This is a genomic window from Saccharothrix hoggarensis (assembly GCF_042678885.1).
GTDB lineage: Bacteria > Actinomycetota > Actinomycetes > Mycobacteriales > Pseudonocardiaceae > Actinosynnema > Actinosynnema hoggarensis.
In genome coordinates, this window is record NZ_JBHTLK010000020.1 from 25294 (window position 1) to 51730 (window position 26437).

Genomic DNA, 26437 nt, shown 5'->3' on the forward strand with positions numbered 1-26437 from the left:
ATGACCAGGCTCAAGACCCTGCCCGCGCACGTCGTGCTCGTGGTCGCCTCCGCCTACTTCGTGCTGCCGCTGGTGTGGCTGGTGATCTCGGCGACCAAGGGACGCGACGAGCTGTTCACCACGTTCGGGTTCGCCCTGCCGGAGAAGTTCGCGCTGGTGGACAACGTCCGCCAGACCTTGTCCTACGAGAACGGCATCTACCTGCGGTGGACGGCCAACACGCTGCTGTACGCGGGCGGGGGAGCGCTCGGTGCGACCGCGCTGGCCGCGATGGCCGGCTACGCCCTGGCGAAGTACTCCTTCCGCGGCTCCGGCCTGATCTCGTGGGTGATCATCGGCGCGGTGCTGGTCCCGGTGACCGCGTTGGCGCTGCCGCTGTACTTCCTCATGTCCGAGGTGGGGTTGCAGAACACGCCGTGGGCGGTGCTGCTGCCCAGCCTGGTCTCCCCGATGGGCGTCTACCTGTGCCGCCTGTACGCGATCTCCTCGGTGCCCGACGAGGTGCTGGAGGCCGCGCGGATGGACGGCGCGTCGGAGTGGCGGGTGTTCCGCACGGTGGTGCTGAGGATCATGTCGCCGATCCTGGTGACGGTGTTCCTGTTCCAGTTCGTGGCGATCTGGAACAACTTCTTCCTGCCGCTCGTCATGCTCAACTCGCGCGAGCTGTTCCCGCTGACCCTCGGCTTGCAGGACTGGAACACCCAGCCGCAGGTCGGCAACCAGGTCATCTTCCACCTCGTGGTGACCGGCGCGTTCCTCGCCGTGCTGCCGCTGGTGGTCTGCTTCCTGCTGCTGCAACGCCACTGGCGGCAGGGCCTGGCGCAGGGGAGCGTGGTCGCGTGATCACCACCCCGCGCACGGGCCTGCGGGTGGCGCACAACCCGGTGCTGCCCGGCTTCCACCCCGACCCCTCGATCATCCGCGTGGACGGCGCGTTCGTCGTGGCGACGTCGACCTTCCAGTGGTTCCCCGGTGTCGCGCTGCACCGCAGCACCGACCTGGTCACCTGGGAGCGCCTGCCGCACCCGCTGACCCGGCACGCGCAGCTGGACCTGCGCGGCGTCCCGGACTCCGGCGGGGTGTGGGCGCCCTGCCTGTCCCAGGTGGACGGTGTCTTCCACCTCGTCTACACCAACGTGCTGGGCTACAACGTCGACGGCTTCTACGACACGCCGAACTTCCACGTGCAGTCGTCGTCGTTGCACGGTCCGTGGTCCGACCCGGTGCCGCTGCACTCGCGCGGCTTCGACCCGTCGTTGTTCCACCACGACGGCAGGTCGTGGCTGTTGTCGATGCAGTGGGACCACCGGCCGGGGCGCCTCCGGTTCGCGGGCATCCTGCTCCAGGAGTTCGACCGGGCCACCCGGACCCTGGTCGGCGAACCGGAGCTGATCTTCACCGGCACGGACCTCGGCTTGACGGAGGGGCCGCACCTGTACCACCGCGACGGCTGGTTCTACCTGGTCGTCGCCGAGGGCGGCACGAGCTGGAACCACGCGGTCACGGTCGCCCGGTCGCGGTCGCTGACCGGACCCTACGCGGCCGACCCGACCGGGCCGATGCTGACCAGCGCCGGACGGCCCGGGCTGGAGCTGCGGAAGGCGGGACACGGCAGCCTGGTCGCGGACGAGGACGACCGCTGGTTCCTCGCCCACCTGGTCGGCCGCCCGGTCGACGGCGCCGGGCACTGCATGCTGGGCCGGGAGACCGCGATCCAGCGCGTGGACTGGGTGGACGGCTGGCCGCGGGTGGTCGGGGGAACGCCGGCCACGTCGGTGCCCGTGCCCGAGGACTACCCGCCGACCGAAGCCGCGACCGCCCCTCTCACCGACCTCGGCCCGGAGTGGCAGACCGTGCGCCGCGCGCCCGACCCGTCGTGGCTGTCGGTGACCGAGCGTCCCGGCGCGGTGCGCTTGCGCGCCGACCAGTCGCCCGCCAGCCGGCACGACGTGAGCCTGCTCGCCCGCCGCCAGCAGGCCACGACCACGGCGTTCACCGTCACGATCGAGGCCGAGCCGACGCACTTCCAGCAGATGGCGGGCCTGATCCACTACTACGACTCGGCGCTGTGGCACTGGCTCCAGCTCACCCACGACGAGCGGGTCGGTCGCTGCCTGACGGTGCTGTCGTGCGACCACGGCACGCTCACCGACCCGCTGGCCGGCGCGGTCGTGCCCTGGCCGCACGCTGGACCTGTCCGGCTGCGCGCCGAGGTCGAGGGCACCGAGCTGCGCTTCTCGGCCGCCCGGCTCGACGGGCCGTGGCAGCGCGTCGGCCCGTCGCTCGACGCCAGCACCCTGTCCGACGAGCACGCCGCCCGCTCCGCCGTCGCGGGCGGCACGGGCACCGCCGTGGAGGGGTTCACCGGCGCGTTCCTCGGTGTCTGCGCCACCGACCTCACCGGTCGTCGCATGGTCTGCGACGTCCTGGACGCCGGCTGACGCCCTGCCGGTTCCCGCTGGAGGGCGGGTGGTCGACACGTCGACCACCCGCCCTCCCCGTTCACCTCATCCGGGTGCCACCGGCCGTCGGCGGTGGCGGACCGGTGCTCTCCCGCACGACGAGTTCGGTGGTCAGCTCGACGTGCGATGACGCGACCTGCTCGCCGTTGACGGCGCGCAGCAGCATGCGGGCGGCGGTGGCGCCCATCTCGTGCAGCGGCTGGCGGACGGTGGTCAGCGGCGGCGCCGTCCACTCGGCGAAGTCGAGGTCGTCGAAGCCCACGACGCTGAGGTCGCCGGGGACGCTCAGGCCGGCCCGCCGGGCCGCCTCGTAGACGCCGACGGCGTGCTGGTCGCTGCCCGCGAACACCGCGGACGGGCGGTCGGGGAGCGCGAGCAGCGCTTCGGCGGCGCTCAGGCCGCCGTCCCGGTGGAAGTTGCCGTACCGGATCAGCTGCCGCTCGACCGGGATGCCGGCGGCCTCCAGCGCGGCGCGGTACCCGGCGACGCGGGCCCGGGTGCACAGGAGCTGCTCGGGCCCGCCGATGACGGCGATGCGCCGGTGGCCCAGCGCGGTGAGGTGCTCGGTCGCGGCGTAGCCGCCGGCGTGGTTCGTGACGCCGATCGACGGCACGCCCGGCAGCGGCCGGTCCACCGCGTCGACCACCACGAACGGCAGGTTGCGCCGACGCAGGTCCTGGATGTCGCGGTCACCGAGTTCCGACAGGACCAGGATCACGCCCCGGGAGCCGCGGGCGAGCAGCGACTCGACCCAGCGGCGGGTGAGCGACTGCCGGTTGTGCAGGGCGGTGACGACGAGCCACAGGCCGGCTTCCTCGACCACCTGTTCGACGGCGTTCAGGATGGACAGGCCCCACACGCTGTCGAGTTCGTTGATGACCAGGTCGACCAGCTCGATGCGCCGGCGGCGGCCGCTGCGGGCCGCGCGGGGCAGTTGGTAGCCGCGCCGGGCGATCACGCGTTCGACCGCTTGCCGGGTCTTGACGGAGACGTCGGTGTGCCCGTTGAGCACCTTCGAGACCGTGGAGACGGCGACCTGCGCTTCCTTCGCGATCTCGGCCATCGTCGGTCTGCTGCTGGACATTCCGCCTTACCCGTGGTCGGTCTGCCGCCGCATCCGCACCGCCGCCCTGCCGCTGACGGTGCGAGGGGGCGGGCCGCGCCGGTGCCCAAGTCTGTGTCATCCGCTATGCGCTGGTCAATCGCACACACGCTGTGCTCGATCACCTACAGGCGGCGAACCGGTTAAGTCGTCGTTTCGAAAACTCTTCGGCCTCGCGAACGGCGTTCATATCGTGCACAGGCCCGTACCCAAGCAGAGAGGATCCGAGGTGAGCAGACGACGCAGTCTGGCCATGGCCTTGGCCGGCGCAACGCTCGTCGGTGGCGCGATCACGGCCGTCCCCGGCCACGCGGCGACCCCGGCGAAGTTCGAGCCGCCCGCCGGCAAGGTGATCTCGTTCATCGGCCAGGACGCGGGCGCCATCGGTGGAACCGCCCACTACCGGAACGGCTACGTCGACACGACGGGGATCGTGCCCGGTGGCGTCACCGTCTACACCAACTTCCAGGTGGGGCGGGAGTCGTGGGGCCTGCACACCGTCGGTCTGGACGGGTTGGAGGAGCCGTCCAACTGGGGATCCGGTGACTCCCACGCCCAGGGTCTCATGAACTCGCCGACCTTCGACAACTCCGCGCTGCACCTCTCGCTGGACCTCGTCAACGAGCTGCCGAACGTGGTGAACGGCGTCAACGACCCGCTCATCAAGCGCATGGGCGACTGGATGCGCAAGCAGGACCGCCCCATCTTCCTGCGGATCGGCTACGAGTTCAACGGGCCGTGGAACGGCTACGACCCCGCGCTCTACATCGCGTCGTTCCGGCGGATCGTGGACCGCTTGAAGGCGGACGGCGTCACCAACTTCGCCACCGTCTGGGCGTCCGCCGCTGGTGGCGACCGGTTGATGGACTGGTACCCCGGTGACGACTACGTCGACTGGTTCGGGTTCTCGTGCTGGGGCTGCAACTGGGACGTCGGGATGGTCGCCCTCGCCGCCGAGCACGGCAACAAGCCGGTGATGATCGCGGAGGTGTCCCCGCAGGGACGTCGCACCGACCGCGAGGACGGCGCCGCGCTGTGGTCGTCCTGGTACGAGGGGTTCTTCAGGTTCATCCGCGACAACCCCAGCATCAAGGCCGTCGCCTACATCAACACCGACTGGGACGCGCAGCCGATGTGGGAGAGCAGCTCCGGTTCCGTGTGGGGCAACTCGCGGGTGCAGGACAACCCCTACATCGCGGACCGGTGGAAGGCCGAGATGGCCAACGGCACGTGGTTGCAGTCCTCTCCGACGCTGTTCCAGACCCTCGGCTACACGAGGCGCGGCGTCACGACCGATCCCGCGCCGCCGGCGCGTCCGGCGGGCACGATCGAGGTCGAGAGCTGGGTCCCGACCGGCGGCGCCCGCGTCGCGCCCGACGGCAACGCCTCGGGTGGCAACGTGCTCGCCTACGTCAACACCTACCTCAGCGGCGCGATGCTCCGCAACGCGCCCAGGGCGACGTCGGTGACGTTGCGGTACGCGGCCCCCGCGGCGGGCACCATCACCCTCTACGTCAACGACCAGCCGATCAAGATCCCGTTCGCGTCCACGTACTCCTGGAACGCGTTCGGCACCGTGACCGTGGACGTCGACATCCCGGCGGGGTCCTTCCTGCGGCTCCAGCAGAAGCAGGGTGACAGCGGCGTCAACCTCGACGCGATGACCTTCACCGACACGGCAGGCAGCCCGCTGAACCGGGCCGGCTGGCACGCCTGGGCCTCGAGCACCGAGCCCGGCGGCAGCGCGAACGCGGCCATCGACGGAGACCTCGGCACCCGCTGGTCGTCCGGCGCCGTCCAGCAGCCCTCCGCCATGCAGTACCTCGCCGTGAACACCGGCGCGCCGCACCAGGTCCGCAAGGTCGTCCTCGACGCCGGCGCCTCCAGCGGCGACTACCCCCGGATCTGGGAGGTCACCGGCTCGAACGACGGCCAGACCTGGACCGTCCTCGCCTCCGGCTCCGGCACCGGACCGGTCACCACCATCACGCTCCCGGCCGGCCAGTCCTACCAGCTGTTCGGCATCAACCAACGCGGCAGCGCGCCTGCCAACTGGTGGTCCATCGCCGAGCTGAACCTCTACCCGTGACCTGGCGCGGCGTCCGAGTCGTGCACGAGCGCGAGGAGATCTTGTGAGGACCGGAGGACCACGCCGCAGTGGAGGGGTGAGGTGCGGCAACGGACCGCACCTCACCCCTCCGGGGATCAGGTTCGTGCTACGGCGCCCACGGGGAGCTCACCGTCCAGGTGCTGTCCCGGCCCCACCCGCTCGGGTCGTCGTAGTGCTGTCCGCCCTTGCCGTGGGAGATCCAGACCTCGTTGCCGACGGCGCGGAGGTAGCGGTCGGTGAAGTTGATCGACTGCCACGACACGCCGTCGCCCCCGTTGCCGGGCTGGGCGCAGAACGTGGAGTCGGCCCCGAACAGCGGCGAGCCGTCGTTGGCGGCCAGCTCGACGCGGAATCCCCGGTGCCGCAGGTAGTGGTCGGGGAAGTTGCGCGAGCGCAACGAGTAGCAGGACGAGTCGGCGTGGCCGGGCACGATGTCGAACGTCGCGTCCTGCTTGTCGAGCTCGGGCGACGATCCGGTGATGGCGCTGACGAACCCCGCGTTCGAGCTGTGCCGCAGGAACTGGTCCGAGGTTCCGGCCACCTTCAGCGACACGCGCCCCGGGGACACGTCCGCGCGGCTGCGCCACCACCCGTCGGCGATCCTCCACGTGGTGTCGGCGGCCCAGTTCGCCGGGTCGTCCGAGGGCAGCGGCCCGCCGTTGCCCGCCAGCCAGACCTCGTTGTCGTAGGTGCGCAGGAAGCGGTTTCGGTCCGGGTACCAGCTGAAGGACACCTCGCTCCCGCTGTTGCCGTAGGTCGCGCAGAACGTCGCCTCCTGGGCGAACGCGGTGCTGCCGTCGCCCGCGTCCTGGCGGACCCTGGCCTGGCTGCCCCGCAGGTAGTGGCCGGGGGACTGCCGGGACTCGAACGAGTAGCAGTTCGGGTCGGCCAGGCCGCGCCGCAGGATGAACGTCGCGGCGAGCTTGGTCGGGCTGTCGGAGGTGGCCGTCACCGGGGACGTGACCGCGAGGTCGTCCCGGGGGGTCAGGGTCCGGTCGGGCCCTGCCGTGGTGCGCAGCGAAACGCTGCGGTCCGTGGCCAGGAGCGGCGACGCGGTGCTCTTGGTCGTCAGCGTCAGCACGGTCATCGAGTTGGCCGGGAACGTGTGGACGAAGCTGCGGCCGGCCTTGACCTGGGACTCGGTCGGCGCCACGGTGTCGGGCGCGGTGATCGAGTTGCGGGCGTTCGGGTCCCCGGTCAGCGTCTTCACCGCGGCCTTGGAGCCGACGGTGCGCGCCCCCTTCACGTTGACCTGAGTCTCCACGGGGGCCGCGTGGCGGTTGACGACCGTGAGGTACACCGTGCCGTCGGCCTCGCGCGTGGCGACCTGGTCGAGCTTGGTCCCGGTCAGCGTGCTGGGCACGACGTGGTCACCGGTGCCCTCGCCGAACATCTTCACCACGTGGTACGACGGCGAGCCGTAGGACGACACCGCGTTGAATCCGATCATGTTCGACGACCACTGCCACTTGTCGACGGAGGTCAGCGCGGGCGCGTAGGCCGAGCCGAGCACCACGTCCGAGTTGCGGACCGTGCCGGCCAGGAACACCGCCTCGGCCAGCGCGCCCGACAGCGTGCCGGTCGGGTTGGACCCGCTGCCGTTCGTGACGCCGTACTCGCCGACCAGGACCTTCGGCCCGTTGCGGTCGGCGCTGTCGTAGCGGCTGCCCAGCGCGGCGAAGGCGTCGGGATTCCCGTTGTAGTAGTGGTCGTCGATCACGTCCATCGGCCGGGAGGTGACCCCCATCGACGCGATGATCTGCAGGTGCGGGTACCGCGCCTTGATGGCGTCGTAGAACATCGGGTAGCGGTAGGTGTTGTAGCTGGGCGTCGGGTCGAACCAGTCCTCGTTGCCGATCTCGACGTACTTCAGCGGGAAGGGTTCGGGGTGCCCGTCCTCGGCCCGCTTGGCCCCCCACGGGGTGCTGACGTCGCCGATGACGTACTCGATCTGGTCCAGCGCCTCCTGCACGTACGGCGCGAGCTGGTCCTGCGGCACGGCCTGACCGTTGAGCGTGTAGCCGGCGAAGACGCCGAGGATCGGTTCGGCACCGGCCTGCTCGGCCATCTCCAGGTAGCTCAGCAGCCCGAACTGGTCGGTGGACCAGTAGCCCCAGGCGTCGTTCTGGTGGCCTGGCCGGTCCTCGACCTTGCCGATGGTCTCCTTCCACTTGAAGCGGTTCTCCAGCACGACGCCTTCGAGGTAGTTGCCGCCGGGCACCCGGATGAAGCCGGGCTTGGTGTCGGCGAGCTTCTGCTGGAGGTCCTTGCGGATGCCGCCGGTGGGCGCGAACGTCGGCCCGAGCACCCGCACCACGTTGAGCCACACCGACTTGCCCGCGTTGTGCCCGGTGGTGGTGACGACGAACCTGTTGTCCGTGGAGACCGGGGCCGACGCCCCGGTGTTCAGGGTGGCGGTGAACTCACGCCACTCGGGCGCGACCCCGGTGACGGTGGTCTCCGCGTGCACCGCGCCCGCGGTCGACTCCAGCGACAACGTCAGCGGACCGGTCAGACCGGCCGACGCGCGTGCCCAGAAGGACACCTGGTAGGCCGTGTTCGGGCGGACACCGATGCCGTAGAAGCCGGAGTTCGCGGCTCCTGCCCGCTGCGCGGGGTCGTCGTCCGTGACGTCGATGCGCAAGGAACGGGCATTGGCCGGGTTCAACGGCGTCGCGTCGTCACCGCTGATGGTTCCCCCGCCCACGGCGGACCAGTGCGACGGCGGGTTCGCGTTGCCGTTCTCCTTCATGGTGCTGTTGCGCACCACGTTCGCGCTCAGGCCGCCTTCGACGGAGTGGTTGATGTCCTCCACGATGTGCCCGAACTGGTAGTCGTTCACCGCCGACGTCGTGTGGGCGACGTCGACGTCGAGGGTGGCGGAGGGAGCGGCTTGCGCGGTGGGGGCGACGCTCAACGCCGCCGTGACCGCCAAGGCCGAGGCGACCGAGAGCAATCGACTGGGAAACCGCATGGGAGCACTCGATTCTGGAGCTGGACACGACAGACCGACCGTGCGGCCGGTAAGCGGCCGGCGGTCTCTTTCAGCGGTGCCGTGATCTGGCCGAGCCGTCTCCGACGGGTCGGCACAGGTACGGGTCGGTCCTGTGTGGACAGTGAAGGTGTGGCTGAACGGCCTGGTCGGAGCCACCGTTGTTCGCGAAGGCGACCGCCCCGAAGCGCTCGAAGACGGCCGGACTCGACGCGCCGTGGTGCCGCGTCGGAATGCCGCCGCGACGTCGACGCGGGCGCGAATGGGTTACCCTGAATGCCCGTTGTTCACATGGACCATTCGGGTTCCCTGGGCGCAATGAGCACGAGAAACCCACCTTCTTCGTTGATGGCTGGCTCGCAGGCTGGTCCGAATCTAGCCAGGGTTGTCGTGAGCCGTCAACAGTAGTTATCGCTCACAGCGGCACGGTGATCTTCGGAAGTAGTCGGTGGGCAACCATCTTCTTAGGTATGTCCAGGTCACGGTGCTGCAGCGCCGACTGCCACGAGCCGCACTACTCCCATTGGGCGATTCGTGTGCACAGGCGTGTTAGCGCGAACATAGCTTTACCGACCACTTCTCAAAGGCGTGGACGAGGGTTGGCAGATCGGTTGTTCACGGTTGTTGGCCAGTTCCAGGATTGGCCATCTTGTCGCCTGTCCGTAACCTTGACCGCCTTCAAGAATGGTCATTAGTTTGTTGCCTCGACAGACGAACCGAGTGGTACAGACCACCGTTCGATCTTCGTAGTGCGGAGGGCTCAATGGTGAACTCACCCAGACCTGGCCGGATTCGACGGCGACGCTCCTGGCTGTCCGCGGTGGTGGTGGCGGCGCTGGTGGGATCGCTCGTCTCGCTGGCGATACCGGCGCGGGCGCATCCCGGCCACGGTGACGAGACGTTCAAGGCGCTGGTGTTCACCAAGACCGCGGGCTTCCGGCACCCGTCGATCGACGCCGGTGTCGCCGCGCTGCGGGAACTGGGCTCCACCCACGGTTTCACCGTGGACACGACGGAGGACTCGGGCGCCTTCACCGAGGCGAACCTGGCCCAGTACGAGGTGGTCGTGTTCCTCTCGACGACCGGTGACGTGCTGGGCGTCGACCAGCAGGTGGCGTTCGAGCGCTACATCAAGGCCGGTGGCGGGTTCGCGGGCGTGCACGCCGCGTCGGACACCGAGCACGACTGGGCCTGGTACGGGAACCTGGTGGGCGCGTACTTCGCCGGTCACCCGGACCCGCAGAACGCCAAGGTCAAGGTCACCGACCCCGCGCACCCCTCCACCGCGCACCTGCCGCAGTCGTGGCAGCGCTTCGACGAGTGGTACGACTTCCGCGCCGACCCGACGGCCAAGGTGCACGTGCTGGCCGAGCTGGACGAGACCAGCTACAGCGGCGGCGCGATGGGCACCAGCCACCCGATCGCCTGGTGCCAGGACTACGACGGCGGCCGGTCCTGGTACACCGGTCTCGGCCACACCGTCGAGTCGTACGCCGACCCCGCGTTCCGCGAGCACCTGCTCAAGGGCGTGCAGACGGCGGCGGGCGTCGTCGACGCCGACTGCTCGGCCACGCGCACCGACAGCTTCGACAAGGTCGCCCTCGACGACAACACCGCCAACCCGATGGAGTTGGCCATCGCCCAGGACGGTCGGGTCTTCTACATCGACCGGAACGGCGCGGTGAAGATCGTCCGCACGGACGGCGCGGTGGTCACCGCCGGGTCCCTCCAGGTCTACACCGGACAGGAGTTCGGCCTCCTCGGCCTGGCGCTGGACCCGGGCTTCGCCACGAACAACCACCTGTACCTGTACTACTCGCCCGCCGGCTCGCAGGCGATCGACCGGGTGTCCCGCTTCACCTTGTCCGGCGACACGATCGCCGCGGGCAGCGAGAAGGTGCTGCTGGAGATCACCACCCAACGGGACCAGTGCTGCCACGCCGGCGGCGCGATGGAGTTCGACAACGACGGCAACCTCTTCATCACCACGGGCGACAACACCAACCCGTTCGCCTCCGACGGCTACACGCCGATCGACGAGAGGCCGGACCGCGCGGCGTGGGACGCCCAGCGTTCCTCGGCCAACAGCGACAACCTCAACGGCAAGATCCTGCGGATCACGCCGCAGCCGGACGGCACCTACACCGTCCCCGCCGGCAACATGTTCCCGCCGGGCACCGCGAAGACCCGTCCCGAGATCTACGCGATGGGCTTCCGCAACCCCTTCCGCATCGGTCTGGACCCGCTGACCAACAAGCTCCAGGTCGCCGACTACGGCCCGGACGCCGGTGGCGCCAACCCCCAGCGGGGGCCGGACGGCCGGGTTGAGTGGAACATCGTCGACCGGCCGGGCTTCTACGGCTGGCCCTACTGCGTGGGCGCCAACACCCCCTACCACGACCACGACTTCGCCACCGGCGTGTCGGGCGCGGCGTTCGACTGCGCCGCCCCGGTCAACAACTCGCCCAACAACACCGGCATCACCCAGCTCCCGGCGGCGATCGGCACGCCGATCTGGCAGGGCAAGTCCTCCACCGGCACCCCGGAGATCGGCGGTGGCGGCGCGCCGATGGCGGGCGGCACCTACCGGTACGACGCGGACCTGGTCTCGGACCGCAAGTGGCCGGCCTACTGGGACGGCAAGGCGATGTGGGGTGACTGGAACGACGGCAGGCTGTTCTCGTTGCAGCTGTCCCCGGACGGCGCGAGCGTGTTCGACATCAACCGGATGCTGCCCGCGATGAGCTTCAACCGCGTGCACGCCATGCAGTTCGGCCCGGACGGCGCGCTGTACATCATCGAGTGGGGCTCCGGCTTCGGCGGCAACAACGCCGACAGCGGCCTCTACCGGATCGACTACGTGCGCGGCAACCGCGCCCCCGTGGCGGTGGCCAAGGCCGACCGCACCTCCGGGCACGCGCCGCTGACCGTGCGGTTCGACTCGTCGGAGTCGCGCGACCCGGACGGCGCCGCGATCACCGTGGCGTGGGACTTCGACGGCAACGGCACCACCGACAGCACCGAGGCGAACCCGAGCCACACCTACACGGCCAACGGCAACTACACCGCCCGCCTCACCGTGACCGACGCGGACGGCAAGTCCGCGTCCGCCAACGTCTCCATCGTCGTCGGCAACACCGCCCCGGTGATCACGCTGACCTCTCCGGTCGACGGCGGGTTCATCGACTTCGGCGACCAGGTGTCCTACCGCGTCACCGTCACCGACGCGGAGGACGGCACGGTCGACTGCCAGAACGTGGTCGTCCAACCGGCGCTGGGCCACGACGAGCACGCCCACGGCTACGAGCAGTACCGCGGCTGCGAGGGCCTGGCCGTCATGTCCGGCGACGAGGGCCACGCCGGCGCCAACATCTTCGGCGTCCTCACCGCGAAGTACACCGACAAGGGCGCGCCCGGCGTGGCGCCGCTGACCAGCGAGGCGATCCTCGTCCTGCAGCCCAAGCACAAGGAGGCGGAGTTCTACGAGGAGTCCGGCCGAGCCCCCGGCGGCGTCGGTGACGACGCGGCCGGTGTGCAGCGGGAGAACACCACCGACACCGGCGGCGGCCAGAACATCGGTTTCATCACCGACGGCGACTACTTCTCGCTCGCCCCGGCCAACCTCACCGGGATCGACCAGGTGCGCTTCCGCGTCGCCTCGGGTTCGGGCGGCGGTCTGGTCGAGATCAGGGTGGGCGCGCCGGACGGCCCGGTCGCCGGGACCGCGACGTTCGGCGGAACCGGTGGCTGGCAGAACTGGACCACGGTGACCGCCGAGCTCGCCGACAACCCGCCGGCCGGCTCGAAGCTGTACTTCGTCACCCGCCGGCCGCAGGGCAGCACCACCACCAGCTACCTCGCGAACATCAACTGGGTGGAGTTCGTCGGCCAGGGCGTCACGCACAACCGACGGCCCGCGGTCACCGTCACCGCCACCCCCACGTCGGGCACCGCACCGCTGAAGGTCGACTTCACCGCGACCGCCACCGACCCCGAGGGCGACGAGCCCATCCAGTACGCCTGGACGTTCGGCGACGGCGGCACCGGCACCGGGGCGACCACGAGCCACACCTACGCCACCGGCGGCACGTTCCGCGCGAAGGTCACCGCGACCGACGCCAGGGGCGCGAGCACCACCCAGGACGTGGAGATCAAGGTCGAGCGTTCGACGACGGACTGCTTCGGCGGCCGGTCGGACGACTTCCTCGGCACCTCGCTGGACCGGGGCCGGTGGACGACGGTCGTGCGGGAGAACCAGGACCTCGCCGTCCGCGACGGGCACCTGGTGATCCCGGCGTCGTCCACGGACATCTACGGCGCCGGCGGCAACACGCCGAACATCGTGCTCCAAGACCTGCCGGCCGGGCCGTTCGAGGCGACCACCAAGCTGACGCTGCCCGCTCGGCGGGGCTACCAGCAGGCGGGGCTGATCGTCTACGGCGACGACGACAACTACGCGAAGATGGTGCTGCAGGGGCGGAACACCGGCAGTGACGACGCGGCGAGCCGCATCTTCCAGTTCATCCGGGAGGAGAACGGCTCACCCAACGAGGTCGGCGAGTCCAACACCGCGCCGCTGGGCGCGCAGTACCCCGACACCGTCTGGGTCAGGTTCACCAGCGACGGCAGCACCCTGACCGCGTCCTACAGCGCGGACGGCCAGACCTTCACCACGATGCCGCAGACCAAGTCGCTCGCGGGCATCGCGCACCCGAAGATCGGCCTGCTGTCGTTGGCCGGGTACGACGACCGCCCGGTGGTGACGGCCCAGTTCGACACGTTCACCATCACCCCGGACACGACCGCCGTGGTCGACCCGAACGACGACTTCTCCGGTTCGTCGCTCGACGGCTGCCGCTGGAACGCCGTGGTGCGGCGCGACTCCAACGGCGTCGGGCTGGCCGACGGCAGCCTGCGCATCGACACCGGCGCCGGTGACATCTACGGCACGCCCAACGGCGCCCCGGCCAACTTCATCCTCCAGGACGCGCCGGAGGGCGACTGGACCATCGAGACGAAGGTGGACGGCTCGGCCCTGGACGAGCGGTACCAGCAGGCCGGGTTGATGGCGTACGTCGACGACGCCAACTACGTCAAGCTCGATTACCTCACCACGAACGCGCCGGGCTCGGCCGTGCAGCGGGGGATCGAGCTCCGCTCGGAGAGCGGTGACGTGGTCGGGCAGCCGCAACCCGGCGCCGGCCCGCTCGACCAGGGCGTGTGGCACCTGCGGCTGACCAAGTCGGGGGACACCTACACCGGCTCCTACAGCGCGGACGGGCAGGCCTGGACGTCACTGGAGCCCGTGGTCAACACCGCGCTCGCGGCCGGCGCGAAGATCGGCCTGTTCGCACTGGGCGGCCCGCAGACCGCGTCGAAGCCGGCGCGCTTCGACCACTTCAAGGTCGGCGGCGGCGACCGGACCGCGCCGGAGCTGGCGGTGGCGACCACCCCGGAAACGCCCACCGGCGCGAACGGGTGGTGGACCGGGCCGGTGACCGTGACCGCCACGGCCACCGACGACCGCCCGGGCCAGGTGTACGTGGAGTACCGGATCGGTGACGGCGGCTGGAGCGAGTACACCGCGCCGTTGTCGATCACCGAGGACGGCGCCCGCGCGGTGGCGTTCCGCGCCTCGGACACCGCCGGCAACACGTCCGGGGAGGAGTCGGTGACGGTCAGGCTCGACCGGACCGCGCCGGAGGTCTCGGCGCGGGCGGACGAGCCGTCCGGGTCCGAGGGCTGGTGGACGCGCGCGGTGTCGGTGTCGGCCTCGGCGGTCGACGGGGCCTCCGGCGACCCCGCGGTCGAGTACAAGGTCGACGACGGGACGTGGCAGCCCTACTCCGGCGCGGTGAGCATCGCCGACGCGGGGGCGCACCGGGTGGCCGTGCGGGCGACCGACGCGGCCGGCAACACCTCGGCGGAGAGCGTGCTCGACCTGAGGCTCGACACCGCGGCGCCCGTCACGTCCGCTCGGCGCGGCACGGCGGCCTCGCGGGTCCGGCTCGAGGCGGAGGACGACACCTCCGGCGTGGCCAAGACCGAGTACCGGATCTCCAACGGTCCGTGGCAGGTCTACCAGGGCGGGGAGATCAAGCTCCGGCCGAACGGCGTGGACGTCCTGGAGTACCGGTCGATCGACGTCGCGGGCAACGTCGAGGCCACCGGCCGCCACACCGGACAGCCCGGGCACAACCCGGACGCCCTGCCCCACCAGTGAGGACCGGGGGTGGCCCGCGCCGAGCGGCCCACCCCTCCACCCGGTCGCGGCCTGGCGGTCGTGGTTCTCCGCGGAGATCGAGGAGTGACATGAGAAGCACGCCTGTGCCGGCGCGCGCTCGCGGCGCGACCGCGCACCGGCTCACCGGGCGATCCGGCTCGCACGAGGTGGCGCTCACCGCGGCGGGTGGTTCGCCCGGCCCGACGGCCGGCGCGTGGTCGGTGGCCGAGTTCGAGCTCGCCGCGCGCACCGGGACGACACCAGTGGCGTCCGAGCAGTGGTGACCGGCGGGGAGTCGCGGGACCCGGACGGTCCCGGAGCAGCCGTCCCCCCTTCGCTCCGGGCCGTCCGGCTCGCCTTGGGCCTGTCGTCGCGCGCGGTCGCCGAGCAGGTGGGCGTCACCACCGCGTGCCTGCTGCGGTGGGAACGCCGCCAGCGCACGCCGTCGCCGGAGCTGGTGGCGGCACTGGCGGGCGTGCTGCGACTCCCGGTGGAGCAGGCGGCAGCCTTCTTCGCCGAGGGCACGGAGCACCCGCTCATGGACGACACGATGCCCGGCTACGCGCTGCGCGCGCTGCGCAAGGACCGGCGCGTGCCGCCTCGGAGCATCGCCGAAGCGCTGCGGGTCACCGTCCAGACCGTCTACAACTGGGAGCGCGGCGGTAGCCGGTTGCCCGTGCGACTGCTCGAACCCCTGGCGCGGTGCCTCGGGATGGGGATCGAGGAACTGGTCAAGGCGCTGCGAGCGGCACGCCGGGACACCAGGACCGTCGTCAGGTTGCGCGGGGAACTGGCGTCGCTGCGCGACACGGCCGGCTTCTCCCAGGCCCGCGTCGCCGACCTGCTCGGCGTCTCCCGCACCACCCTGCGCCGCTGGGAACGCGGCGAGGTGGTGCCGCCCTGGCAGGCCATCCGGCTCATGGCGACCCTCTACCAGGCGCCGCTGGCCGTCGTCGCGGCGGCGGCCAAGGCGGGCAAGCCGAGGTTCCTCGACCCGGAGAACTGGTTGCCGGGAGACCTGCCGGAGGTGTTGCGCGTGCTCCGGCAGTGGAACGGCCTCACCCAGGCCCAGGTCGCCGAGCACTGCGGCACCAGCACCGCCACGGTGCGGGGCTGGGAACGCGCCAGGCAGCGTCCGCGCCCCTCCCAGTGCCACCGCCTGGAGAGGCTCTACCGGCTACCGCACGATTCCCTGCTGCGCGCCTACCTCGCGGCGGCGCCGACGAGCGACCGGGTGAAGCGCGATGCCTGCTGATCCAGCCCGTCGGCGTCGTGACCTGACCGGCCTCGCGCCGCCGAATCCGCGATCGGGCCGAGGAAGCCGGTGTGCTGCTCCGCGCTCGCCGACGGACGAGTCGACCGCTGAGCGGGACTCCAGCGTGAGGGCGAACCCGAAACGCCGCGACATCCGGATGGAGCCCTTGGACCGAGTGTGAGGGAAAGCGGAGCCGCCGGCTCCGGAACGGCGGCTCCGGACGCGGTGATCGGCTTGTCGTCGAGCGTTGTGAAGCCAGAACTTAGTTGCGCGTTGTGGCCGCTTGGGCACAGGTTGCAAGACTATTCGGCTATGCGGAGATCCAACAATGAATTGGGAGCGCTCCCAGATTTCTTGATTTGCTTGCGGGCCCTGCGACAACGTGCGTCCGGTGCGGCTATTTCGATTCAGTAGTCCGTCTCGTATGGATCTTCATGACCTGTGACCTGCGCAGATCATTCGCCGGTCGATGATCGACGCACTGATCACGAAGAGATGATCAGTGGCGTAGAGAGATCCGCTTACGGTTTCTGTCCACTTCCAGAACTGACCGGTCGGCTGGTCCGGTTGCCCTTGACCGCCCATAAAGCGCTCATTAGTTTGTTGATCCGACAGACGAACGGTGTGGCGCGCAGCACATCGGTAACCGGAATGGAGGAGCTCGCCGGCAAGTCCGGTCGGACAGGTCCGCCCGGCTGATCGTCAACGCCGGCGATGCCGTGCGCGGGGTGCGGTCACCCCCGCCAAGCAAGACCACGTAATCCCGCAGTCGGTGACGGCTGCCCCCAACCCGAGGAGAGGTATGAGGAGCACGCCCACCCGTCTGCGTGCGGGCAGCTCGACCGCGGACCAGCTCACGGTCCGCCGCCACAACCTCTCGGTCGTGTTGTCGCACCTGCGGGACCGCGGTCCGCGGTCCCGGGCGCGGCTCGCCGAGGAGACCGGGTTGAACAAGGCGACCGTGTCGAGCCTCGTCGCCGAGCTGGTCGAGCGGGGCCTCGTCCGGGAGGGCGAGGTGGAGCGGGCCACCGTCGGACGTCCGGGCCAGTCCATCCAGCTCGACGGGGACCACGTGGTCGCCGTCGGCGCCGAGATCAACATCGACTACCTGTCGGTGCTGGTGCTCAGCCTGCGCGGGAGCGTGCTGGCGGAGAAGCGGCTCGCGCTCGACACCGCCAACGTGGAGCCCGCCCTGGTCCTGTCCCGGTTGGGGCGACTGCTGGGCACCGTGCTGCGCGGCCTGGCGAAGTCCGACATCAGGCCGGTCGGCCTGACCATCGCCGTCCCGGGCCTGGTCGAGGTCGACACCGGTGTCCTCCGAGTGGCCCCGAACCTCGGGTGGGCCGACGTCGCGGTCGTCGCCGAGATCCGCAGGCTGCTGGGCGATCCGCCCTACCCGGTGCTGCTGGACAACGAGGCGAACCTCGCCGCGCTGGCCGAGATCGAGGCCCAGGGTCCGGAGCGCAGCGCGGACCTGATCCTGCTCACCGGCGCGGCGGGCGTCGGCGGCGGCGTCGTCGCGGGCGGGCAGCTGCTGCGCGGCGCGTTCGGGTTCGCCGGCGAGGTCGGGCACATGAGGGTGCGTTCCGGTGGCCCGTTCTGCGGGTGTGGCCGCCAAGGCTGCTGGGAGGCGGTGGTCGGCCTCAACGCCCTGCTGACGGCCGCCGCGTCGGAGCACGACCCGGTGCGCGACCCGTCGCTGGACGTGGAGCAGCGGCTCGCCGAGATCGGCAGCCGCGCCCGGTCGGGCGATGAACGCGTCCTGTCCGCCATCGCCGAGATCGACCACTGGCTCGCGGTCGGCGCGGGCATCCTGGTCAACGTCTTCAACCCGCAACTGCTGGTGCTGGGCGGCTACTTCGCCGCCCTGCAGCCGTGGATCGCCGGTTCCCTGCGCGATGAGTTGCGCCGGCACGTCTTCGCCGCCGACGCGGGTGGCACGCGCGTGGCGTTCTCGACGCTCGGCTTCTCCGGTTCCCTGCGCGGTGGGGCGTCGCAGGTGCTCGACCGCGTGTTTCAGGACCCCACCCTCGTCGAGCCGATCGGTGGAGACCGCGTCGCCCACGAGGACGTAGCACAGGAGGAAACGGTATGACGACCGATGCGGTCCCGCTGCTGTCGGTCCGGGACGTCGTGAAGCGCTTTCCGGGCGTCACCGCGCTGGGCGGGGTGGACTTCGACGTCCGCGCGGGCGAGGTGCACTGCCTGCTCGGGCAGAACGGCGCGGGCAAGTCGACTCTGATCAAGGTGCTGGCGGGCTCGCACCGCCCCGACGAGGGTGAGCTGCGTTGGCGGGGCGAGGTGGTCTCGTTCGGTAGCCCGCAGGACGCGATGGACACCGGTATCGGGGCCATCCACCAGGAGCTGGACCTGGTCGCCGGACTGTCGGTCGCGGACAACGTCTTCCTCGGCCATGAGTTGTCCACCGCGGGGTTCACGCGTCGGGGCGTCGCGCGGCAGCGGACCCGTGCGCTGCTGGAACTCCTCGGGCACCCCGACATCCCGCCGGAGCACGAGGTGGGCCGGTTGTCCGCGGCGAACCAGCAGATCGTCAGCATGGCCCGCGCGCTGTCCCGGGACAGCCGGTTGCTGATCATGGACGAGCCGTCGGCCGTGCTGGACCAGGACGAGGTGCGGACCCTGTTCCGGGTGATCCGGGAGTTGACCGCCCAGGGCGTCGCCATCGTCTACATCTCCCACCGCATGGAGGAGATCCGCGAGATCGGCGACCGCGTCACCGTCCTCAAGGACGGCCGCACCGTCGCGACCGGCCTTCCCGCCCGCGAGGTGCGCACGGCGGAGTTGATCAAGCTCATGACGGGCCGGGACGTGCAGTACGTGTTCCCCGAGCGCAAGCCGCCCGCTCCCGACGCGCCCGCCGTGCTGACCGTGCGCGGGCTGGCGGGGTCGGGCCGGTTCTCCGGGGTGGACCTCACCGTCCACGCCGGTGAGGTGGTCGGGATCGCGGGACTGGTGGGTTCCGGGCGCTCGGAGATCCTGGAAACCGTGTACGGGGCCCGCAAGTCCTCCTCGGGCACGGTCGAGGTGGACGGCAGGAGCCTGCGGCGCGGCTCGGTGGGCGCCGCCGTGCGCGCCGGGATCGGGTTGTGCCCGGAGGAGCGCAAGAGCCAGGGGCTGCTGCTCGACCAGGCCGTCTACCGCAACATCACCGTCTCCACGTTGCCCGCGTTCGCCCGGTTCGGGTTCCTGGACAACGGCGCCGAACGTGTTCGCTCCACCGAGCTGGTGGAGGCGTTGGACGTGCGTCCGTCCGGTGTGGACCGTGCCGTGCGCACGTTGTCGGGCGGCAACCAGCAGAAGGTCGTGCTGGCCCGGTGGTTGCTGCGCGAGTGCCGGGTGCTGCTGCTGGACGAGCCGACGCGCGGGGTGGACGTCGGCGCGCGCAGCGAGATCTACGAACTGATCCGGGACCTGGCCGACCGGGGCGTGGCCGTGCTGGTCGTGTCCAGCGACGTCGAAGAGGTCCTCGGCCTGTCCGACCGCGTCCTGGTGCTGCGGGAAGGACGCGTGGTCCACGAAGGCCCGGCCGATGAGCTGGACGAGCACCGGGTTTTGGACCTGGTCATGGAAGGAAGCGCCGCATGAACAAGAACACCGCCACCGCCACCGCCCCCCGCACCGGCGGACCGCCCGCCGGGAGCGCCCCGAGACGGGGGGTGAGCGCGCTGCTCGGGTCCGCCGCGGGCCGCAACACCGGCCTGGTCGTCGCCCTGGTCCTGCTGTGCCTGGTCGGCGTGATCACCGCCGGCGACCGGTTCGCGCACGTGGACAACCTGCTCACCATCCTGCGTCTGGCCTCGGTCATCGGCGTGGTCAGCATCGGCATGACGTTCGTGATCACCGGCGGGGGCATCGACCTGTCCGTCGGCGCGATCGTGGCGCTGTCCTCGGTGTGGGCGACCACCCTGGCCACCCAGACCGTGGCACGGGACTTCCACTGGTCGGCGCTGGTGTTCACCGCACTGGCCGTCGGCGCCGGGTGCGGCGTGGTCAACGGCCTGCTCATCGCCTACGGGCGGATCGTGGCGTTCATCGCGACGCTGGCGATGCTCGCCGCCGCGCGGGGCCTGGCCGAGATCATGTCCAACCGCAAGACGCAGATCGTGGACGTGCCGGGTTTCACCGCGTTCTTCGACGCCTCGGTGCTCGGCGTGCCCGTCCTGATCATCATCTTCGCCGTGGTCGCGGTCATCGGGTGGGTGGTGCTCAACCGCACGACGTTCGGTCGCCGCACCTACGCCGTGGGCGGCAACCCCGAGGCCGCCCGGCTGGCCGGCATCAACGTGCGGCGGCACACCGTGCTGCTCTACACGTTGCTGGGCGTCTGCTGCGGCATCGCCGCGGTCATGCTCATCGCCCGCACCACCACCGGCAGCTCCACCCACGGCGGCCTCTACGAACTCGACGCCATCGCCGCGGTCGTCATCGGCGGCACGCTGCTGTCGGGTGGGCGGGGCACGATCGCGGGCACCGTGTTCGGTGTCCTGATCTTCACCACGCTGTCCAACGTGTTCACCCTCAACAACCTCTCGATCTCCGCGCAGGCCGTCGCCAAGGGCGCGATCATCGTCATCGCCGTCCTGCTGCAACAGCGACTGGCCCGCCGCAGCGGCGCTTGACCGCCGCACCGCATCGCTTCCGCCCCCTCTCTCCGCCGCCACCTTTCAGGAGTACCGCCATGTCCCGTACCAGAACCACCTCCTTGCTCGCCGTGCTCGCCGCGGGAGCGCTGCTCACCGCGTGCACCGGCAACACCCCCGCTCCCGCTGCCGGCAGCGGCGATCAGGGCGGCGCCCGGGTCGCCAACGACGAGCCCGGCGAGAAGGTCGTCATCGGGTTCTCCGCGCCCGCCGCGGACCACGGCTGGATGGCGGCCATCTCCAACGCCGCCAAGACCGAGGCCGAGAAGTACTCCGACGTGGAGCTGAAGGTCGTCGAGGGCACCAACGACGTCAACCTCCAGATCAGCCAGGTCGAGACGTTCATCAACGACAAGGTCGACGCGATCGTGCTGCTGCCCTTCGACGGCGCGGCGCTGACCCCGGTGGCGCTCAAGGCGATGAAGGCCGGCATCACGGTGATCAACGTCGACCGCGAGTTCGACAGCCCGTTCGCCGCGCGTTCGACCGTGCTGGGCGACAACTACGGCATGGGCGTCTCGGCGGGCACCTACGTGTGCGAGAAGCTGAAGGGCAAGCCCGACGCCGTCGTCGCCGAGATCGCCGGCATCGACTCGCTCCCGTTGACGCAGGACCGCAGCAAGGGCTTCGCCGACGCCCTGCGCGAGTGCGGGCTGAACGTGGACAACCGGGTCGCGGCCGAGTTCACCGTGGAGAGCGGGGAGCGGGCCGCCGCGAACCTGCTGCAGGCCGCGCCGCGCATCGACGCGATCTGGAACCACGACGACGACCAGGGCATCGGCGTCAGCGCCGCCATCAAGAACTCCGGCCGCGGTGAGTTCTTCCTGATCGGCGGGGCGGGGTCGGCCAACGTGATGCGCGAGATCAAGGCCGACAACGGCCTGCACAAGGCCACCGTCGTCTACCCGTCCACCCAGGGCGCCGACGGCATCCGCCTGGCCCGCCTGGCCGTGCAGGGCAAGAGCCTGGGCGACCTGGTCGAGGTCGAGGTGCCCCGTCAGGTCGAGCTGTTCGCGCCGGTCGTCACCAAGGACAACGTCGACCGCTACCTGCCCACCGCGTTCGAGTCCTGAGCGTGAGCGGACCGCTGTGAGGAGAGCACTGTGACGACACTCGACGGGACGACACCGGCGCTGGGCGTGGCGATGGTCGGCCACTCGTTCATGGGAGCCGCCCACTCCCAGGCGTGGCGGGTCGCGCCCCGGTTCTTCGACCTTCCGCTGCGACCGGTGATGGCCGTGGTGTGCGGCCGCGACCGGGCGCGCACCGAGGCGGCCGCCGTCCGCCTCGGCTGGGCGCACGCCGAGACCGACTGGAAGGCGCTGCTGGACCGCGACGACGTGCAGGTGGTCGACATCTGCACGCCGGGCGACACGCACGCCGAGATCGCCGTCGCCGCGCTGGAGGCGGGCAAGCACGTGCTGTGCGAGAAGCCGCTGGCCAACAGCGTCCTGGAGGCGCAGGTGATGGCCGACGCCGCTGAACGCGCGGCCGAACAGGGCGTGCGAGCGATGGTGGGGTTCACCTACCGGCGCGTGCCGGCGATCTCGCTGGCCAGGGACCTGGTCGCGCAGGGCCGGTTGGGTCGGATCCACCACGTGCGGGCGCAGTACCTCCAGGACTGGATCGTCGACCCCGCCGCGCCGCTGTCCTGGCGGTTGCAGAAGGAGAAGGCGGGATCGGGCGCGCTGGGCGACATCGGCGCGCACATCGTCGACGCCGCCCAGTTCATCCTCGGCGACACCATCCACGAGGTGTCCGGGACGCTGCAGACCTTCGTGACCGAACGCCCGCTGGCCGCCGAGCACGCGGGCCTGTCCGGCACCGCCTCGTCGGCCGGGACCGGTCCGGTCACGGTGGACGACGCGGCGCTGTTCCTGGCCCGGTTCACCGGCGGCGCGCTCGGCACGTTCGAGGCCACCCGGTTCGCCAACGGCCGCAAGAACGCCATCCGCATCGAGATCAACGGCTCCGCCGGCAGCCTCGCGTTCGACTTCGAGGACATGAACGTCCTGCACTTCTTCGACGGCACCGAGGACGCGGGGGTGGCGGGCTTCCGCCGCATCGTGGTCACCGAGCCGCAACACCCGTACGTCGACGCCTGGTGGCCCGCCGGCCACGGCCTGGGCTACGAGCACGCGTTCACCCACCAGGCCGTCGACCTCGTCCGCGCCATCGCCGCGGACACCGACCCGACCCCGACGTTCGCCGACGGGCTGCAGGTGCAGCGCGTCCTGGCCGCCGTCGAGGACAGCTCCGCCAGCCGCACCTGGCACGCCGTCTGACGACCTTCGGCACTGGGAGAGACCAATGGCACGTCCGATCACGCTGTTCACCGGCCAGTGGGCCGACCTGCCGTTCGAGGAAGTCGCCCGCCTGGCGGGCGAGTGGGGCTACGACGGCCTGGAGATCGCCTGCTGGGGCGACCACCTCGACCCGTGGCGAGCCGCCGAGGACGACGACTACGTCGCCGACCGCCTCGCGATCCTCGCCAAGCACGACCTCAAGGTGTGGACGATCTCCAACCATCTCACCGGCCAGGCCGTCTGCGACGACCCGATCGACGAGCGGCACAAGGGCATCCTGTCCTCCCGCATCTGGGGCGACGGAGACCCGGAGGGCGTGCGGCAGCGCGCGGCCGAGGAGATGAAGGTGACCGCGCGGGCCGCCGCACGGCTCGGCGCGGGCACCGTCGTCGGCTTCACCGGCTCGTCGATCTGGAAGACGGTCGCGATGTTCCCGCCCGTGCCGGCCTCGATGATCGACGCCGGGTACGCCGACTTCGCCGACCGCTGGAACCCGATCCTCGACGTGTTCGACGAGGTCGGCGTCCGCTTCGCGCACGAGGTGCACCCGTCCGAGATCGCCTACGACTACTGGACCACCGTCCGGGCGTTGGAGGCGATCGGGCACCGTCCCGCGTTCGGCCTCAACTGGGACCCGTCGCACTTCGTGTGGCAGGACCTCGACCCGGTCGGCTTCCTGTGGGACTTCCGCGACCGCATCTACCACGTCGACTGCAAGGACGCCCGCCGCCAGGTCGGCGACGGGCGCAACGGCCGCCTCGGCTCCCACCTGCCGTGGGCCGACCCCCGCCGCGGCTGGGACTTCGTCTCCACCGGACGCGGCGACGTGCCGTGGGAGCGGTCCTTCCGCATGCTCAACAGCATCGGCTACGACGGACCCATCAGCGTCGAGTGGGAAGACGCCGGCATGGACCGGCTGCTCGGCGCCCCCGAAGCGCTGGAGTTCGTGCGCAAGCACGCCTTCGACGCGCCCGCGGCTTCCTTCGACGCGGCGTTCTCCAGCGGCGACTGACGGCGGCGACGATGGTGTCCGTTTCCGGGGAGCACCCCCCGAGGGAGATCGGTGCGCCGACCGCGTCCTCGTTGCGATCCGTGCGGCTGCACCTCGGCCTCACGTCGCGCGAGGTGGCGGAGAGGATCGGGGTCACGCCGGCGTGCCTGTTGCGCTGGGAGCGCCGGCAGCGCACACCCGCCCCGGTGCTGGCGTCCGCGCTCGCGGAAGTCCTCCGCCTGGACCGGGACCGGGTGACCGCGTTCTTCGCCGAAGGACCGGAACACCCGTCCATCGACGACACCCTGCCCGGACGTGGGCTGCGGGCACTCCGCAGGGACCGCGGTGTGCCCGCCAGGCACATCGCGGACGCCCTGGGCGTCACGGTCAGGATGGTCTACAACTGGGAGAGGGGCGGCAGCAGGCTGCCGGCACGGCTGCTCGCCCCGCTCGCCGAGTGCCTCGGTGTCACGCCGGAGGAACTGGTTCGGGCGTTGCGCGACTCGCCACGCGGCGCGCGGACCGTGGTGCGGCTGAGCGGCGACCTGGCCCGGTTGCGCGCGCGGGCCGGTTGCTCGCAGGCCAAGGTCGCGGACCTGCTCGGCGTCTCGCGCACCACGTTGCGCGGCTGGGAGCGGGGCGAGGCGGTGCCCCCCTGGCCCGCCATCCGGCAGTTGGCCGCCTTGTACGAGGTGTCGGTGTCCGCGCTGGCGACAGCGGCCAGGGCCGGCAAACCCGGGTTCCTCTCGCCGGAGACGTGGCGGCAGGGCGACTTGTCGGAGGTGCTGCGCCTGCTGCGGCAGTGGAACGGCCTGACCCAGGCGCAAGTGGCGCAGCGGTGCGCCACCAGCACCGACTCGGTGCGGGGTTGGGAACACGGCAGGCAACACCCGGGCCCCTACGCCCGCCGCCGCTTGGAGTCGCTGTACCGGCTGGAGCCCGACTCCCTGCTGCGGGCCTACGCCGAGCCACCGCCTTCGAGCGCCCGTGCCGTCCAGGACGCGTCCTGACCAGGACCCACCATCGACCAGAAGAGGAGACGCCGTGGTGCGACGAAGGACCGGGCTGTGGTTGATCGGCGCGCGTGGCTCGGTCGCCACCACGGCGATCAGCGGTTTGGTGGCGGTGCGCGAAGGGCTCGCACCGCCGGTCGGCTGCGTCACCGAACTGCTCGAAGCGGACCTGCCGCCGTGGGACTCGCTGGTCGTCGGTGGGCACGACGTGGTGGACACGCCGCTGGTCAAGCGGGCCGAGGCACTGGCCGGATCGGGCGTGCTGCCGCACCACCTGCCGTCGGCGATCGCGGACGGGCTGAACGCCGTGGACGCGGAGGTCCGGCCGGGCTACGACCCGCTCACGCACCGGGGCAGCCAGGCCGAGGCGATCGAGCGGTTGGCGGCCGACATCACCGACTTCCGGGACCGGCACGACCTGGCGCGGGTCGTGGTGGTCAACGTCGCCTCCACGGAACCACCGGTGCGGGCCCTGCCCGAGCACGACGACCTCGACGCGCTGGAGCAGGCGCTGCGCGATCCCGCCCGGATCGTGCTGCCGCCCAGCTCGGTGGCCGCGTACGCGGCGCTGAGCGCCGGGTGTCCGTTCGTGGACTTCACCCCGTCCACCGGTGTGGTGCTTCCCGCCTTGGACCAGCTCGCCCACCGGATGGGTCTGCCCTACGCGGGCCGGGACGGCAAGACGGGGGAGACGTTGCTGCGCACGGTGCTCGCGCCGATGTTCGTGGCGCGGGGACTGCGGGTCCTGTCGTGGTCGGGCACGAACCTGCTGGGCGGCGGTGACGGCGCGACGTTGGAGGACCCGGCGCACGCGGACAGCAAGCTGGTGTCGAAGGCGCGGGGTCTGGCCGCGCTGCTCGGTGACGACGTCACCGCGCCGCTGCACATCGACAACGTCCCCGACCTGGGCGAGTGGAAGACGGCGTGGGACCACGTGTCGTTCGAGGGGTTCCTCGGCGCGCGGATGTCCCTGCAACTCACGTGGACCGGCCTGGACTCCGCCCTGGCCGCCCCGCTCGTGCTCGACCTGGCCCGGCTGGTGGCCGCCGCGCACGCCGCCGGCCGGGTCGGCGCGCAAGGCGCGCTCGCGTTCTTCTTCAAGGACCCGCTCGGCAGCGACGAGCACCGGTTCGCCGAACAGACCCGTGACCTGCACCGCTGGGCGCGGGAGCTGGGGTGAGGGCCTACGCGGAACTCGTCCGTGCGCCCGCCGCGCTGACCGTGCTCGGTGACACGCTCGTCGGCGCGGCGGCGGCCGGTGTGCCGCTGCGGGGCAGGCGTTTGCTGCTGCCGTTGTCGTCGGTGGCGCTGTACTGGTCCGG

The 26437-nt window shown here is 71.0% G+C and carries 16 protein-coding genes; 14 read left to right on the forward strand and 2 right to left on the reverse strand.

Annotated elements, in window-relative coordinates; all coding sequences use genetic code 11:
- Both ACFQ3T_RS06740 and ACFQ3T_RS06745 read left to right on the forward strand, forming a co-directional pair.
- Window positions 1-843, forward strand: coding sequence for a carbohydrate ABC transporter permease (locus tag ACFQ3T_RS06740; RefSeq protein ID WP_380721202.1), 843 nt, complete (start codon window positions 1-3; stop codon window positions 841-843).
- Complete coding sequence (locus ACFQ3T_RS06745; RefSeq protein ID WP_380721205.1) at window positions 840-2441, forward strand: glycoside hydrolase family 43 protein; 1602 nt, start codon at window positions 840-842, stop codon at window positions 2439-2441. Before ACFQ3T_RS06740 ends, ACFQ3T_RS06745 begins: the two co-directional genes overlap by 4 nt.
- 61 nt (window positions 2442-2502) lie before the next feature.
- Here the strand turns inward: ACFQ3T_RS06745 and ACFQ3T_RS06750 are convergent, their stop codons facing one another.
- Window positions 2503-3546 carry a LacI family DNA-binding transcriptional regulator gene (locus ACFQ3T_RS06750; RefSeq protein ID WP_380721208.1) on the reverse strand — a complete coding sequence of 348 codons (1044 nt, stop codon included), beginning with the start codon at window positions 3544-3546 and terminating at the stop codon, window positions 2503-2505.
- Between the two features lie 247 nt (window positions 3547-3793).
- On the opposite strand from ACFQ3T_RS06750, the gene ACFQ3T_RS06755 reads away from it, so the two are divergent.
- Entirely contained in the window at window positions 3794-5653 is a 1860-nt protein-coding gene (locus ACFQ3T_RS06755) for a discoidin domain-containing protein (protein ID WP_380721211.1), read from the forward strand.
- A 127-nt stretch (window positions 5654-5780) separates the two neighbouring features.
- Here the strand turns inward: ACFQ3T_RS06755 and ACFQ3T_RS06760 are convergent, their stop codons facing one another.
- Window positions 5781-8648 (reverse strand): AbfB domain-containing protein, encoded by a 2868-nt coding sequence (locus ACFQ3T_RS06760; RefSeq protein ID WP_380721214.1) that lies wholly within the window; start codon window positions 8646-8648, stop codon window positions 5781-5783.
- 856 nt (window positions 8649-9504) lie between these two features.
- On the opposite strand from ACFQ3T_RS06760, the gene ACFQ3T_RS06765 reads away from it, so the two are divergent.
- The 11 genes from ACFQ3T_RS06765 to ACFQ3T_RS06815 all read left to right on the forward strand — a co-directional run bounded on the left by ACFQ3T_RS06765 (window position 9505) and on the right by ACFQ3T_RS06815 (window position 26295).
- On the forward strand, window positions 9505-14889 hold the full coding sequence (locus tag ACFQ3T_RS06765) for a ThuA domain-containing protein (RefSeq protein ID WP_380721217.1): 5385 nt from the start codon (window positions 9505-9507) through the stop codon (window positions 14887-14889).
- 89 nt (window positions 14890-14978) lie between these two features.
- A complete protein-coding gene (locus ACFQ3T_RS06770; RefSeq protein WP_380721220.1) occupies window positions 14979-15173 on the forward strand; it encodes a hypothetical protein in 195 nt (64 codons plus the stop codon).
- Window positions 15170-16144, forward strand: coding sequence for a helix-turn-helix domain-containing protein (locus ACFQ3T_RS06775; RefSeq protein WP_380721223.1), 975 nt, complete (start codon window positions 15170-15172; stop codon window positions 16142-16144). Before ACFQ3T_RS06770 ends, ACFQ3T_RS06775 begins: the two co-directional genes overlap by 4 nt.
- Window positions 16145-16946: 802 nt before the next feature.
- Window positions 16947-18239 carry an ROK family transcriptional regulator gene (locus ACFQ3T_RS06780; RefSeq protein WP_380721226.1) on the forward strand — a complete coding sequence of 431 codons (1293 nt, stop codon included), beginning with the start codon at window positions 16947-16949 and terminating at the stop codon, window positions 18237-18239.
- Window positions 18236-19750, forward strand: a complete 1515-nt coding sequence (locus tag ACFQ3T_RS06785; protein ID WP_380721229.1) for a sugar ABC transporter ATP-binding protein — start codon at window positions 18236-18238, stop codon at window positions 19748-19750. The genes ACFQ3T_RS06780 and ACFQ3T_RS06785 overlap by 4 nt, the downstream gene beginning before the upstream one ends.
- Window positions 19747-20784, forward strand: coding sequence for an ABC transporter permease (locus ACFQ3T_RS06790; RefSeq protein WP_380721232.1), 1038 nt, complete (start codon window positions 19747-19749; stop codon window positions 20782-20784). Before ACFQ3T_RS06785 ends, ACFQ3T_RS06790 begins: the two co-directional genes overlap by 4 nt.
- 59 nt (window positions 20785-20843) lie before the next feature.
- Window positions 20844-21878, forward strand: coding sequence for a substrate-binding domain-containing protein (locus tag ACFQ3T_RS06795; protein WP_380721235.1), 1035 nt, complete (start codon window positions 20844-20846; stop codon window positions 21876-21878).
- 72 nt (window positions 21879-21950) lie between these two features.
- A complete protein-coding gene (locus ACFQ3T_RS06800; RefSeq protein ID WP_380721248.1) occupies window positions 21951-23090 on the forward strand; it encodes a Gfo/Idh/MocA family protein in 1140 nt (379 codons plus the stop codon).
- A 25-nt stretch (window positions 23091-23115) separates the two neighbouring features.
- Window positions 23116-24123: a sugar phosphate isomerase/epimerase family protein gene (locus tag ACFQ3T_RS06805; protein WP_380721238.1), complete on the forward strand. Its 1008-nt coding sequence runs from the start codon at window positions 23116-23118 to the stop codon at window positions 24121-24123.
- Window positions 24124-24203: 80 nt separating this feature from the next.
- Window positions 24204-25112: a helix-turn-helix domain-containing protein gene (locus ACFQ3T_RS06810; protein ID WP_380721251.1), complete on the forward strand. Its 909-nt coding sequence runs from the start codon at window positions 24204-24206 to the stop codon at window positions 25110-25112.
- 34 nt (window positions 25113-25146) lie between these two features.
- On the forward strand, window positions 25147-26295 hold the full coding sequence (locus ACFQ3T_RS06815) for an inositol-3-phosphate synthase (protein ID WP_380721241.1): 1149 nt from the start codon (window positions 25147-25149) through the stop codon (window positions 26293-26295).
- Window positions 26296-26437: the final 142 nt, after the last annotated feature.

Bases quoted from the DNA above. Each gene is read 5' to 3' on its own strand.
- ACFQ3T_RS06740 (WP_380721202.1), top strand. From the start codon at position 1: ATGACCAGGCTCAAGACCCTGCCCGCGCACGTCGTGCTCGTGGTCGCC.
- ACFQ3T_RS06750 (WP_380721208.1), bottom strand. From the start codon at position 3,546: ATGTCCAGCAGCAGACCGACGATGGCCGAGATCGCGAAGGAAGCGCAG.
- ACFQ3T_RS06760 (WP_380721214.1), bottom strand. From the start codon at position 8,648: ATGCGGTTTCCCAGTCGATTGCTCTCGGTCGCCTCGGCCTTGGCGGTC.
- ACFQ3T_RS06770 (WP_380721220.1), top strand. From the start codon at position 14,979: ATGAGAAGCACGCCTGTGCCGGCGCGCGCTCGCGGCGCGACCGCGCAC.
- ACFQ3T_RS06780 (WP_380721226.1), top strand. From the start codon at position 16,947: ATGAGGAGCACGCCCACCCGTCTGCGTGCGGGCAGCTCGACCGCGGAC.
- ACFQ3T_RS06785 (WP_380721229.1), top strand. From the start codon at position 18,236: ATGACGACCGATGCGGTCCCGCTGCTGTCGGTCCGGGACGTCGTGAAG.
- ACFQ3T_RS06790 (WP_380721232.1), top strand. From the start codon at position 19,747: ATGAACAAGAACACCGCCACCGCCACCGCCCCCCGCACCGGCGGACCG.
- ACFQ3T_RS06795 (WP_380721235.1), top strand. From the start codon at position 20,844: ATGTCCCGTACCAGAACCACCTCCTTGCTCGCCGTGCTCGCCGCGGGA.
- ACFQ3T_RS06800 (WP_380721248.1), top strand. From the start codon at position 21,951: ATGGTCGGCCACTCGTTCATGGGAGCCGCCCACTCCCAGGCGTGGCGG.
- ACFQ3T_RS06805 (WP_380721238.1), top strand. From the start codon at position 23,116: ATGGCACGTCCGATCACGCTGTTCACCGGCCAGTGGGCCGACCTGCCG.